This window comes from Aliivibrio logei (assembly GCF_001691055.1).
Classification (GTDB): Bacteria; Pseudomonadota; Gammaproteobacteria; order Enterobacterales; family Vibrionaceae; genus Aliivibrio; species Aliivibrio salmonicida.
Window position 1 is genome coordinate 389710 of sequence record NZ_MAJU01000004.1, and the last position, 14699, is coordinate 404408.

Genomic DNA, 14699 nt, shown 5'->3' on the forward strand with positions numbered 1-14699 from the left:
AAACCGTAAATTAAAATGACGATGCTTTTACCTACAAAGAGTTAAATAAACTGGCTATCAAGGTCTCTTGTAAGATCATTTTATTTACTGATTACCCTTTCATTGATCTACATTAAGTCTTTAATGATGTGTTTTTAACATCACCTGATACTCTAGCTTCTCAGCTTTCTATTGGTGTATCACGATGAACCCTTCTATCGAAAAAGTCTTATTGCAAATCGCATTGGATCTTAGCTCTAACTTATCCAGTGATCTGCACTACCAACGCTTAATCTCTTCGATTCATCAAGTGTTTCCTTGTGATGCCAGTGCTTTGTTTGTATTAGACCATGATGGCTGCTTAAAACCTGTCGCCGTTCAAGGGCTGTCCACCGCCGTATTAGGTCGCTGTTTCCCACCCAAAGTGCATCCCCGGTTACAAGCCATTTTAGAGAGCAAACACCCTGTTCGCTTTGAATCTAATTCGGACTTACCAGACCCTTTTGATGGCTTATTGTTGGTGGATGAACACATCAGTATTGAGGTGCATGACTGCTTGGGGTGCAGCTTATATGTGGAAGACACCTTAGTTGGCGTATTAACTTTAGACGCTTTAGAGGTGGGGGCGTTTAAAAAGATAGATAATATCACCATCGAAACCTTTGCCGCCTTGGCCGCGGCCACCTTGCATAATAAGGCACTAATAGAAACGCTAAAAAACAGTAACCAGCAACAGAAATCCATCAATCAAGCGTTAATTCAACAAGCCCGAAATCAAAAAGGTGAATTGATTGGGATTAGCCCTCAAATTGACCGATTACGTAATAATATCAAGATGGTAGCCTCTTCTGATTACGCAGTACTCATCAGTGGTGAAACCGGATCAGGCAAAGAGTTGGTCGCTCATTCTGTTCACGAGCAATCTTTGCGTAATGAGCAAGCAATGATTTATGTAAACTGTGCAGCACTGCCAGAGTCTCTCGCGGAAAGTGAATTATTTGGTCATGTAAAAGGCGCATTTACTGGCGCAAATAACCATCGAGCCGGTAAGTTTGAATTGGCGGATAACGGCACCATATTTTTGGATGAAATTGGCGAGTTACCGCTACTAATTCAAGCCAAATTATTACGTGTGATTCAACAAGGTGAAGTGCAGCGTGTCGGCTCAGATAAAAACGTCATGGTAAACGTACGCATCATCGCAGCCACCAATCGAAACTTAGCGCACGAAGTAGAAACAGGACGCTTTAGAGCTGACTTGTTTCACCGCTTAAATGTATTCCCAATTAACGTTCCCCCACTGCGCGATCGTGAGGGTGATATTTCAGTATTGGCAGGGTATTTATTAGACAAAGTTCGCACTCAATTTAACGTTCCGAATCTTCATATTCATCCACGAACCTTAACGCATTTAGAAAACAGTCCATGGTTAGGAAATGTACGAGAACTTGAACATACGTTAATGCGTGCAGGGCTTCGAGCGATACAAGACAGCGACACGAGCATTACTCTTGCACACTTTCTAGGAGACGTTGAACACACCGACGATGTAAAAATAACAACAGCCTTTCTACCTAAAGAAAGTAAACCTATGCGAGAGCTAGTCGAAAGCTACCAAAAACAATTAATTGAGCACGCTTTATCCGAATCGAATGGAACATGGTCACAAGCTGCTGAATTTTTGCAAATGGACAGAGGAAATTTGTACCGCATGGGTAAGAAATTTGGTTTATAAAACAACCTTATTTAACCTGATGATGTATTTATCACAACAAGCACGATGTAATAAACACATCAACACGTAAAGAAAAGAAAATAAAAACATTGTAAATCAATAACTTAAACATGGCACGCCCTGTGCAATAGAGAACCCATCAATGTAGAGTCAAGTCTCGATTAGTTCAGCAATTTGCTCAAGGTAGCAAAACGCACTGACCTAACAGGATTTGAACAATATGTATTCAATGACTGGAGTTCCAACTATGTTCTGTATCCAATGTGAGCAAACAATTCAAACACCAACAACGAAAGGCTGTTCTTTTGCACAAGGTATGTGTGGTAAAACAGCAGAAGTATCTGACTTACAAGATATTCTAGTTTACACACTACAAGGTGTTTCTTTCTGGGCAGAACAAGGTCGTAAAGTAAATGTAGTGATTGATGAGATCGATCACTGGGCACCAAAAGCCTTCTTCGCAACACTAACAAACGTTAACTTTGATCCAGAGCGTGTTATCGAATTCGCACTGCAAGCACACGCTTACAAAAAACAACTTGAAGAACAAGTTCGTGCAGCGGCATTGTTATCAAACACTGAATTATCTGAGCTTTCTCCTGCAGCACTATTTGATTTACCAACCAACGTAGAAGAGTTAATCGCATTGGCTCCACAAGCAGCCGTTAACCGTGGTCACGATTCAGAACATGAAGATGTGATTGGTCTACGTCTACTTTGTCTTTACGGCTTAAAAGGCGCAGCCGCTTACATGGAGCACGCACGTGTTCTTGGTCAAACTGATGACGCTGTTTTTGCTGAATACCACCAAATTATGGCATGGTTGGGTACTGACCCGACTGAATTAAACGCATTACTAGACTGCTCTATGCAAATCGGTTTAATGAACTACCGCATCATGGAAATGCTAGATTTAGGCGAGACGGATACCTTTGGTCACCCAGAGCCATCACAAGTAAATGTTAAAACCATCGAAGGTAAATGTATTCTTGTTTCTGGTCACGATTTACATGACTTAGAAAAAATCCTTCAACAAACCGAAGGTAAAGGCATCAACGTTTACACGAACGGTGAAATGCTGCCTGCTCACTCTTACCCTGAGCTAAAAAAATACCCTCACCTAGTGGGTAACTACGGCAGTGCATGGCAGAACCAGCAAAAAGAATTTGCTAACTTCCCTGGCGCAATCGTAATGACGTCTAACTGCCTATTAAACCCAAATGTGGGTCTATACGCCGATCGCCTATTCACACGTAGCATTGTTGGCTGGCCTGGCGTTGCTCACCTAGAAGGTGACGATTTCACCGCCGTTGTTGATTGTGCATTAGCGCAAGAAGGCTTCAAACATAACGAGATCGAACAAATGATCACTGTTGGGTTTGGTCGTAACGCATTAATGGCAGCAGCACCTGCCGTTATTGAGCAAGTAAAAGAAGGCAACATCAGTCACTTCTTCCTTGTTGGCGGTTGTGATGGTGACAAAGCGGAACGTAGCTATTTCACAGACTTTACCGCTCAAGCACCTGAAGATTCAGTTATCTTGACGCTTGCTTGTGGTAAATACCGTTTCAACAAAAACCAATTCGGCGATATTAATGGTATTCCGCGCTTATTGGATGTTGGTCAATGTAATGATGCTTACTCAGCGATTCAACTCGCACTTGCACTAGCAAAAGAGTTTGATTGTGGCATTAACGAACTTCCATTAACGCTGGTACTTTCTTGGTTCGAACAAAAAGCGATTGTTATTCTATTAACTCTATTCGCTCTTGGCGTAAAAGGCATTTACACAGGCCCGACAGCCCCTGCGTTCTTAACTGATAACCTACTTGCTATCATGCAAGAGAAATTCGACATGCGTAGCATTAGCAACGTTGAAGACGATTTAAAAACGATTTTAGCTGCATAATCGCTGCTTTTCGCACTTAATGAATGTATGCCTCAGTTATCTGGGGCATTTTTCGCTAATACCAATCTTAGCAATAAACTGAATAGAGAAAACCATGACACAATTTATTTGGCCGACAACCGCCGCTCAACTTCGCTGTGATAAAAAATGGCTAGAGACCGATGATACTATCAGCCTTCAACTTTCTTCAGACAATAACAACACGTTTGATTTTAAGCCGGGGCAATTCATTAGCGTTGGCGTTGAATTAAACGGTAAAATGGAATACCGCGCTTATTCTATTAGCTCTGTTCCACAACAAGACTTTCTACAACTCACGATTAAACGAGTTGAAGGCGGCAAAGTGTCTAATTACCTGATTGATGAATTTAATGAAGGTGATAGCCTCTCTGTATTAGCACCGACAGGACCATTCAATTCTGTTGATTGTTCCGCTAAACCTAAAATTGCATTATTGAGTGCAGGTTGTGGTATTACTCCAGTCATGTCGATGGCACGAACTTGGTTAGCAAATAAAACCAACGTAGACATCACGTTTATTCATATGGCGAGATCACCAGAACACACGATTTATTTTGATGAATTGCAATATCTAAACCAACACCATGACAATTTTTCTCTACAACTTCTTTTGAAAGAGCCTCAATACACCGATTTCCCTCAAGGCCGATTAGATCAAAAATGGTTAACCACACTGTGCCCAGACCTAACAGAAAGAACCGTCTTTTTGTGTGGCCCAATGAATTTTATGCAAGACATGAAAACCTATGTTGAAGCGATTGGATTGGACATGGCGCATTTCTTTCAAGAAAGCTTTACGCCTATAGAACCAGAAACCAACGACAGTGCCGATGCATCAGGCGTGGTTCAGTTTGAAGTACCCGCTTTTGGCGTTTCAAAAGAAATCGATAAAGGCGCAACACTAGCAGACGTATTAGAAGACAGTGGCGTACCTATTATTATTGCGTGTCGTAGCGGCATCTGTGGTTCATGCAAGTGTAAAGTCACAAAAGGCGAAGTAAGCCGAACCAGTACAGAAACGCTAACCGAAGAAGAACTAGCACAAGGCTATACACTCGCTTGCTCAAGCCAAGTGCAATCGGATGTTGAAGTCAGTTTAGTGTAAGTTACTCGCTCTACAATAAATCTAAAAAAGCCGATGAATAACTACTTTTATAAGGTAAATCAATCATCGGCTTTTTATTTACTTGTTTCTTATACCAAGATTAGACTGCACTAATCAAAATCACCATATAACGTTAACGGATCAATTGGCATTGCTATTGGCTGCCAACGATCCGTAAAGGTGTATTTCGCGTAAAACAATAGATGGTTTGGTTCATAAAAATCGGAACGCTGAACATCAACTGAAGCCCCTAAATACCAACGTTTACTGATACGCTGCTCTGCGGCGGCTTGTAAGGAAAATCCAAAACCACCACCTTGAGTCGAATCAGCCGTTGATAATCCGTATGGCGCATCTTCTGTTGTCCAAGAATTAGAAACGGAACCACTGACGAGATACGAGAACCCATCATTCAAGCGCTCATAATAGTTCACCGGAATTGAGGCTGAGAAGTACTGTTGCGGACTATAGTAACCTCCGTTTCCATAAGCATATTCACTCAGGTTCTTATCATAATTCAGATACATTAAGTTCAAACCAAGACTTAATCGTCGATTCTCTTCATTAATGATTTTCCAATAAGTCCCTCCCAGTAAACCGACACGAGTGTTGTCTTCAACCCCATCTCCCGTCATTTTATGCAATTGTGCACTTGCCCAATAACCAACAGAACCCCCGAGATCGTAACTTCCACCAAGGTTAATACCGGTTTTCATCACACCACCCCATTCTTTACCCTGAGGATCGTTCACTCCATTAGGCACTGTCATTCCGGCATAAGAAAGGGTACTGCTGGTTTCTGCACGTCGAGATAACGTTGCTTTCCAACCCACATCACCAAGATCACCAGATAAATTGAGACCGCCAACGATATTTTTCTGATCAAATCCGATAGGTGTGGTTCCAATATCCGCACTCCACGAATCGGCAAGCCAACCAATGCCAAAAGCGGTCCCCGTTGCTTTATCATTCATTGTTGCCGTGGAGTCATAATAATCAATATCCCCAGAATCAAGATGCACAACATCAGCGCGAAGTTGCAAATGCCCATCGTATTCAGGCATTGGGATAATCGCTTCAATCGGCACTTGTACTGATTTATTTTGACCATCTCGCGCACTGTAATCGACGCCAAAAGACACGTAGCCTTGATCACGTCCATAGACACGATCAAGATCAGATTTTACGTTTCGAGTAAGCCAGTTATCATCTGCATTATAATATAGCTCACGCAAGCTCTCTTCTTTCGGAGCCTCGTTTGGTTTCGGTTCAATACCCAGTGCATCGTCGTCTGTAAATTCAGCGATGGTTGAATCATTTTGAGGATTAATCGCGTCTTCAATTAACGCATAATGCGCCATGTGTTTAGCAAGCGTCCAATCCTTCTCTTTCATCGCTATCGCCATGCCATCGCGATAATCAATGGCATCACTGTCTTGTTTTTCTTTCAGATCATTAACCAAGATAATCGATTCAGATTCGTAACCGTACTCCGTTAATATAACCGCTAACTCCATGCTTTGTCGGCTGCTAAGCTCTTGCTTTTCAGTGAATAAATACAACGCCAACTGTTGGGCTTGTTTGTCTTTACCCAGCGCTTGTTGTGTTCTTAACAAACCAAGTAACGCACCGTATTGATATTGTGTATTTAACTGACTTGCCGATGAGTAATACGCTTCTGCCTCTTCATACTCTTCATTTCTAAACGCATATTCAGCAAACAACACATCACGACGAATCTTTTGATCAATGGAGAGACCCGTATTCGCGTGCTTCTCTTCTAAATGCGATTTCCACTCTTTAAACTGTTCATTTTCTTCAAGCTCAAACAACAATCCGCCATAGCGTAATTGTGTCTCCATATTCCATTCTTCTGTTGGCGTAATGTGCTGTAATTCAGCTCTGGCGTGATCAATAAATCCAAGTTGAAATTGAACGTCAATGAGTGACAGCATCGCATCAGGGTTTGAAGCGTATTTGGTTTTTAAACGATCAATCTCTTTTTCTGCGGCAATAGGATCACGCTTCGCAAGAATATACAGCGCACCAAATGTTTGGTTTTGCTCTAATCTATTCAGGTTTGAAACCATGGCATCACTGCGGTTACTTTCCGATATTGCAGTTAACTGCGCGATCGCGTCTGATGTTTTGCCATATCGAGCCAAATATAACGCATACGCGAATGACATCTCTGCCGTCGCCTCTTTTGACCACGTTAGCATCTGCTTATCTGCGCGTTCTGTTTGCCCAGTTAAGCGTAAAGAATCCGCCACTTCACTTCGCTGCCAAGGTGATGCTGGAGGATCAGACACTAGCTGTTCTAAAATCACGTTCGCTTGATCAATATCACCGTTATTCATTGCGATGGTTAATGTTGACATTAGCAATGAGATTTCAATTTCATGAAAGCGTTCAGCAAGTACTCTCTGAGCACCAGAAGATAATTGATGCCCTTTCTCTAATGCTTTTTCTTCTCCATAGGACGATATTTGCAGGTTAAACCACCCTCTTAATGCCGTTTCATCTACTCTATTTTTACTCAGTGCGATGTTGTAATAACGTAATGCTTGCGTTTCATCTTTTTGAACCAAAGCCAATTCCGCCAAATAATTGTACGCATACGGATCATCAGGCTCATGCTTTATGGCTTGATGGTACTTTCGGTTTGCCCCATCAAAATCGCCTCTTTTCATCATCTTCTCACCGCGATCTAAATAAGACCAATAGCTTGAGGAGTTAATGTAGCCATTCCATTTATCGACATTTCGCAGATCTCTGTCGTATTTTTTTGCTTTTTTAAAATACGATAACGCGACTTCTTGTTGCCCTAATCGTAAATACACCAAGCCTAATCCACCAAGAATTTCAGGATCATTAGGACGTGCTTTTAATGCGATAAGTAATTGTTGTTGAGCCGTAAGAATATGACCAGATTCGAATTCTTTTAACCCGTTCAACTTAGCGAGGTATTTAGGATCTTTTCGTAGTTCTTGTTCTTTCTCAAAACGTTTATTTGCATCTAATAACGCTTTTCGATATGTCATGTTTGATGGGTAATAACTCGAAAGCACCGCGTATTGCTGTACAACGTTTTTAGTTATATACGTCTCATTTAAACGAGAAAGCCACAATGACGCCGCACTGCCACTCACTGATGGCTCTAAAGAAAGACGTTGTAATAATCGCATTGCCGTTGGGTTGGATGGATCGCCTTTTGAAATATGCTCTGCATAAGCCAATTGGAAATCAGGCACGCCAGGATGCTCAGCATTCAGTTTTTTGAGTCCAATCAATACTCGTCTTTCATGCCCTTTAACGCCAGATTCGATATTTAAATACGTAAGCTGTAGCTCTGGGGTTGGCATACCATTGGGGAACAATTTTTTGAACGCTTGTAAGGCTTCTTTATTACGACCAGAACGGGATAACAAAATAATTTTCTGGTAGGCCGCTTTATTTTCACCATAAACAGACAATGCGCCTTTAAGCTGCTTTGTTGTTTTAGAATTAGGCTGGGTAGTTTCTAGTTGTTTCAAAATCCCCATCGCTTGGTCAACTTGCCCTAACTTCGCTAGGTACTGAGCTTGAAAACTCAATCCTTCGGCATTGTTTGGATCAACGGCAAACAAACGCTTTAACGTGGTTTCAGTAATATCAGGACGATGAAGTAACTGTGCATACGTAAGTTGCTTTACTAGCCACTCGGTAGATTGCACATTTGATACATCACGCTGAAACACCATGGGTTTAATAATGTCCAATTCTGATTTTGGGCTAGCGGCAATCACTGTCGATGAAAAAAAAGCCCCCATTATCGCAATGGGGAGTAAACGAGTTACCTTATTAAAAGAAAAGCGCTCTATTGACATACGTGAGTCCAGCTAGGTGTAACACTGCCATCAGTATCAAATTGATAAAGCCCTTCATACCAACCTAATCCAAATAAGGTCAACACACTGTTGTAATAACTGTCACTCTCAATGCTTGGTAGAGATGCTTCAATATCTTCAGCGTATTCGTCAGCGGTTTTAATAGAATCCACCGCACTCAATAATGGAAGAATCGCGGCATTAATGCCTATACCGCCACGATTTTTCGCTCTCCCTGTGCGTGTATTTATCATTTCAGGCATCCCTTTGCCTTTTTCTAACTCAAGCACAACGGGCTGCATTTTATTTAAAATAGTCGCTTTATTTGCATCACTGTTTGGCAGCATCCCAGCCCATAGATAGGTACGAATGGCGTTATAGCTTCCTATCGCTTTTGTTTGCTTGTCGTTTTGAAATGTAGTCTTGTTCCATTCAACCCAATCAGGGCTAGAGCCTTTAGGCATCGTGTCTTTAATCACTCGCGCACTTGATTGATACAGTGCTTCCCACTGGTATTCAGGGAATAACGTATCCATACGAGTAAGCAGCTGCAATGGAACATAACTTGGGTTCAAACGGACATGATTGTCACCTAAAACAAACCCCTGCTTACCCGGAAGCAACACGGTACCAAGCCCTGATACTGTAATGGTTTCTTCGCGAAGAATACGGCTCGCAAGTAAGTGTCCTAACGACTGATAATAAAAGTTGTCCCATAATCGGCCCGCTTCCATTAAGCTATAAGCTATCCACAGATCAGAATCCGAGGCAGAGTTTGAATCCAATATCCCTTGATTCCCGTTAGGCAGCGTTCCCCATAACCACGCAGGAAGTTGACCCGTTAGATCCCCATCCGCTAAGTTCTTTTCTGTCCAATGCAATAACGCGTTAAACGTCGGTTCATCGTTCGCAATTAAAGCAAAAAATAACCCATAAGATTGGCCTTCTGATGTTGTGATTGAGCGAGGATCGCTATTATCAATCACTCTGCCATTCTTAATGTAATTCTGTTTAAAACTCTGCCACATTGGCCATTGGCACTGGTTATGTTTTGTCATCACGACTTGAGAAGCCACACGAGGTGATATATTCACCTTTTGAGCCATAACGGCTGAAGAACACAACAATGAACCAACCAATATACTGACTAACGTTAGTTGCGTTTTCATAGGTCATCCTCTTCTGGGTTTAAACGGCGCTGTGCAATATGACGAAGCACTCGGAATAAAATAATCGTCATCATTACCACGAGTAACGTAGCAAAAAAGGCAATAAGCAGTGGGTATTTAGAGAAGTGATACCAAATCAATTGCGATATCGGTAACTCCCCAACATAGTAATGCTTACCGACATTAAAGCTCGCCACTTCACCATCACGTAGCGTAATCACTGAGCCAAACATAGCAGACACTTTACCGCTGTCATTTAAGGCTTTATTAATTAACGCGAACGACTCTGGGGTTTCAGCCAATAAACTCACCATGGTGCGTTGTGAAGAATAAGGCGATTCAACACCGGTGATGGCGGCAAAATCCCCCGTTGTACTAATACTGATAGCGTCGGCAACGTTTTGGTTATCACTGCCCGGATCAACCCAATTTTTTCCGCGTTGCGCTTCGTTTTTACTTGGTAAATTAAGCACACGATCAGACGACATTAATTGGATATGCTCGATGTCTTTCTTATCAACAGAAGCCAACTCTGGCATCACACCAATGGTAAGAATGTCTTTATCTTCCAGTGTTTCTTTGTCCCACTCGTCCGTTAACGTAACATTCAATACTGGGTAACCCGAGTTCGCACCAAACACTCCCATCATGTTAACGAAGGTTTGGATCTCTTCATTTGATGGATCCGTCGGAATAACCACCACCGTCTCAGATAAATCGGCCATTCTTGTGAATGGGTAACCTGAGTTAGCAAACGCACGCATGTTTGGCATTTCAATGTAATGAGAAAAACCTGAGAAATCGATGGTCGAGTTCTCACCAATCACCGCGTAGTTTTTACTTGGTTGCATGGTTTGGCATTGGTCTTTCCCACCAACTGATGACGCAAAACCAAACTCAAATTTGACTTCATTATTACTGCCCACTTGGAAAGCAGGAATACGAACCACATCGCCGCCGCCCAGTAAGTCATCATCTAATAATGGCAAGCGCAGACGCGTATTGTTATTCGACTCACCAGTGGTGTTTAAATTGAACGCTTTGACGAATTGGTTGTTCACGCTCAAGCTCATGCGAGAGCCAGAGTTATCCATCAACGGTGGCGTATAACGATAATTCAAATCAAATGGAATACCGCGACTTTGCCAAGTAAACAAATCAGGTGGCAAACGGAAGTGCACAGAAATCGGCGGTGGATTCTGTCCCTCTACTTGCAACGACGCGCCTTCCTTCAACAAATCAGATAAAGCGACTGCTCTGTCTGTGTTTATCCAGTTTGGTGCATCATAAGGTTTGCGAGGAACAAGTTGCTCGGCGTTATTGATTTTGGCTGATGGTCCCGTAAATAAGTGTTGCCCTAACGACAATCCTTTTACTGCGGTCACAAGATCGTTACTATCACGACCAATCACAAGCAACAGTTTTACGTACGGATCCGTTGGATGAGAGATCATTTGAATGCGAGGTCCATCGGCGTCCGGGAAATCACGCAGAAAATCAGGTTTGCTGTCGTTCGTAATAAAGACAATGGCATCACGAGTAGGCAGTTGATTATCAACAACCGGAAAGTTTGAACCACGCCATTCTGACAATGCACCAAAATACGATGAGGCAATACCTGCTGCTTTGATTTCATTGATATCGAGATCATCACCAAAGACCATTGGTAATGTTAAATCACTCATGTCTCTTGAATCAAAAAACGGCGCGGGTAATAAACTTAAATCATTATTGATCTTCGTTTTTTGTGTCGACATCGTAATCGAACTTTGTGAGCTAATTTCAGCCCAAATACTGCTGTCATTAGGGTTGCTGCATGACATCGATGCATTACCCACTAACTCAAATTTAAGTTGGTTATAATCGGTAAATAAACGAGGGTCTAAGTTCAAATCAATCGCTGACGATTTTCCCTGCATCCCATTATTGATGGCAACAACACCAGCCAGCTCGTTGTTAAAATACACCTTAATATGAGAAACCAACGACAATAATGCCGGCGATGGGGTTAATTCAAAATGCAGTGATGCCTGTGAAACCACTTCATCTAAACGAGAACCAAAGCCAATATAAGCGGTACTTTCGCTTCCTTGTAATTGAATCGATTGCCCATAACCAAGATCGTTAAAACTGAATGTCTTCTTGGTAATGGTTGGCGATACCATTGCGGTCACCATTTCACCATTCATTGCTTGTGCCGAACGGTTCTCGTTTGCCATAGAAGGCGTCGCCGCACTCGTATTCAAACTGACCAAGCCTATCGCCATTGCTATGACGTTTATTTTAGTTTTCATCCACATAACTTTGCACTCTGAAGGTTGACTTTTTTTGGTTTAAACGTGAGCAAAAACTCACTTATTATTGTTATAAATTGAGCGATAACTCTCACCCATTTTGGGCTGTAAGCGATTGTATTTCTGTAGCCTTTTGCACCAATTTTAAATACGCTAAGCATACTCATTAAAGGCTTGTCGCTTTGGTAACTATTTTGCCATTTCGTCCACACATCGGCACGTGCAAACGTACATTGCACGTAATCAATATTCTGTTGTTTTGTAAATGGTTCGAGTTGCAAACCTAATGCCTTACCTCTGCTATAAGTCACTTTTGCAGGGAAAACAAAATGATGTTCTCCTCGTTGTAAAATAATGTCTAACTTGTGCCCATAGAACAGCTCAACGGACGTTGGCAACTCCACTCTTAAACCACCCAATGAGAAATCTTTAATATCACAACGTACTTTGTGTCCTGACGGTAAATGAATCGACATGGGTATGTTCACCACCACACGATGATCCTTTCTCACTTGTTTTGATTCTTCAGCCACCGCGACCGCACCGCCAAGAATAAGTAAGTTGTAAAATACCCACAGTAAATTCACGACCACACTGCCGAGTTCATCGTCTGGCCCCCATCCTAAACGGTACAAACCAAAACCAATGCCAAGAACATTGAGAATAACCAATAGCCAATAAGGCTTAGAGATCGTCCAATCGTAATGAGTATCTTCAATTAGCCCCCCTTTTGCGGTCACGTTAAATGTCCCTTTATGAGGAGCAAATAAAGCCACCGTAGTGGGTCTTGCGATGTACCAAGACAATACGGTTTCATACACTTCGCCCCAGAATGAATAACGATATTCTCCCTGCATACGGGAGTTCGTCATACTGGCGTGAACCATGTGGGGCAATACATACAAAATAATCGCAAGGGCAGGCGCATAGATGATGTAAGTATGTAAAAGCAAAAATACGAGAGGAGAAAGCAAGAAGATGATCCGAGGGATCCCCGATAAAAAGTGCAACATCGCATTGGCATAACATAAGCGTTGTTGCCATTTTAACCCTTTACCTAATAATGGATTATCCACACGAAATATTTGAGCCATGCCTCGTGCCCAACGAATACGTTGACCGATATGAGCCGATAACGTTTCGGTTGCAAGCCCCGCAGACAATGGCTTTCTTAAATACGCAGAACGATAACCTAAACGGTGCATTCTTAACGACGTATGTGCATCTTCTGTTACCGTTTCAACCGCGATACCACCCACTTCTTCTAATGGTTCACGACGTAATACGGCACACGACCCACAGAAAAATGACGCATCCCATAAATCATTACCGTCTTGAATTAAGCCATAAAACAAACTGCCTTCATTCGGTACATCCCCAAAATTAGATAAGTTTCTTTCAAATGGATCCGGAGAGAAAAAGTGGTGAGGCGTTTGAATCAACCCCAATTTTTCATCGTTTAAAAACCAACCCATCGTCATTTGGAAAAAAGCACGAGTCGGTATGTGGTCACAATCAAAAATGGCAACGTATTCACTTGAAGTCTGTTTTAATGCGTAATTAATATTACCGGCTTTCGCGTGTTCATTGGTTGGTCGACGGATATACCCCACCCCAATTTCTTCAGCAAATTCTTTAAATGACTCTCTTTTACCATCATCTAAAATAAAGATATTCAGTTTTTCTTTCGGCCAATCAATGCCTAATGCCGAATAAACCGTGGCTCTAACCACATCAAGGTCTTCGTTATATGTTGGGATCATCATATCAATCGTTGGCCACGTTGATTGGTCCGTAGGCAATGACACCGGCTGACGATTTAACGGCCAAATATTTTGAAAATACCCAAGAATAAGAACGATCCACGCGTAGGTTTCAGCCATTAACAGCACACAGCCTAAAAACAGAGCAAAGGGATCATCCCAGTTTAAAGAAGACGTATAGCGCCACCATATATAACGACAAGACACGGTTACCGATAAGGTAATTAATAAGATGGTAGGAAAACGACCTGGCATGCGTCTAAACATCATACCCAGTGACCATAAGGCAACCAGAAAGAACGCTTGAGCCGTTAAGCTAAAAGGAATGGTGAAACACAATATCGCAAGAACACAAACAACAAAACCAATAGCAACATTTAAAACACGAGTTGATAACGACGGCTTTTTTAATCTATTTTCTTTAGAGACAATCGCATGGCGGCTTGAATAACTCTCTAACCAACTCACAACAAACGTCAATCCTTTGAGCGGTAAATAGAAGAGACGTCCTATTTGTTTCCACACCATACCGATCCCTTGTGTAAGAGAAATGGTTCCCGTCAATTTTTTAGGTTGTACGATTAAAAACCATACCGTCTGAATCGACATACGCAAAGGATCAAAAAGTTTGATGTGTGAAAAATCAATTTGCGGGTATAAAAAATGAGGTAGCTTCCAGCTGTCTATTCCTGCTATTTTCGATTTTAAAAAGCAAAAACACACAACAAACCACACAGACAGAATAAGCTGACTCGCATAAGAAGGCGCTTTATCTTGAGTATAGAAATGCAACTGTTTACGAAATTGAATCATAAATATAGGTTGGAAAAACAGAGATAGCCAGCCAAACATAGT

The 14699-nt window shown here is 41.9% G+C and carries 7 protein-coding genes; 3 read left to right on the forward strand and 4 right to left on the reverse strand.

All coding sequences use genetic code 11. The features are described from left to right. Positions 1 to 184 precede the first annotated feature (184 nt). The 3 genes from norR (at position 185) to A6E04_RS02030 (ending at position 4749) form a co-directional block, all read left to right on the forward strand. Positions 185 to 1714: a nitric oxide reductase transcriptional regulator NorR gene (gene norR, locus A6E04_RS02020; protein ID WP_065609634.1), complete on the forward strand. Its 1530-nt coding sequence runs from the start codon at positions 185 to 187 to the stop codon at positions 1712 to 1714. Positions 1715 to 1961: 247 nt separating this feature from the next. Further along, positions 1962 to 3623, forward strand: a complete 1662-nt coding sequence (hcp, locus tag A6E04_RS02025; RefSeq protein ID WP_017021965.1) for a hydroxylamine reductase — start codon at positions 1962 to 1964, stop codon at positions 3621 to 3623. A 94-nt stretch (positions 3624 to 3717) separates the two neighbouring features. Continuing rightward, positions 3718 to 4749: a hybrid-cluster NAD(P)-dependent oxidoreductase gene (locus A6E04_RS02030; RefSeq protein WP_065609636.1), complete on the forward strand. Its 1032-nt coding sequence runs from the start codon at positions 3718 to 3720 to the stop codon at positions 4747 to 4749. Positions 4750 to 4859: 110 nt separating this feature from the next. On the opposite strand, the gene A6E04_RS02035 is transcribed toward A6E04_RS02030, so the two are convergent. Genes A6E04_RS02035 through bcsA form a run of 4 tightly spaced genes read right to left on the reverse strand, consistent with a single transcriptional unit; the run spans position 4860 to position 14696 of the window. Then, entirely contained in the window at positions 4860 to 8618 is a 3759-nt protein-coding gene (locus A6E04_RS02035; RefSeq protein ID WP_065609638.1) for a cellulose synthase subunit BcsC-related outer membrane protein, read from the reverse strand. Continuing rightward, positions 8609 to 9787 carry a cellulose synthase complex periplasmic endoglucanase BcsZ gene (gene bcsZ / locus A6E04_RS02040; RefSeq protein ID WP_065609640.1) on the reverse strand — a complete coding sequence of 393 codons (1179 nt, stop codon included), beginning with the start codon at positions 9785 to 9787 and terminating at the stop codon, positions 8609 to 8611. The genes A6E04_RS02035 and bcsZ overlap by 10 nt, the downstream gene beginning before the upstream one ends. Beyond that, positions 9784 to 12081: a cellulose biosynthesis cyclic di-GMP-binding regulatory protein BcsB gene (bcsB, locus tag A6E04_RS02045; protein WP_422614041.1), complete on the reverse strand. Its 2298-nt coding sequence runs from the start codon at positions 12079 to 12081 to the stop codon at positions 9784 to 9786. Before bcsB ends, bcsZ begins: the two co-directional genes overlap by 4 nt. Beyond that, positions 12078 to 14696 carry a UDP-forming cellulose synthase catalytic subunit gene (gene bcsA / locus A6E04_RS02050; protein WP_065609644.1) on the reverse strand — a complete coding sequence of 873 codons (2619 nt, stop codon included), beginning with the start codon at positions 14694 to 14696 and terminating at the stop codon, positions 12078 to 12080. Before bcsA ends, bcsB begins: the two co-directional genes overlap by 4 nt. Positions 14697 to 14699: the final 3 nt, after the last annotated feature.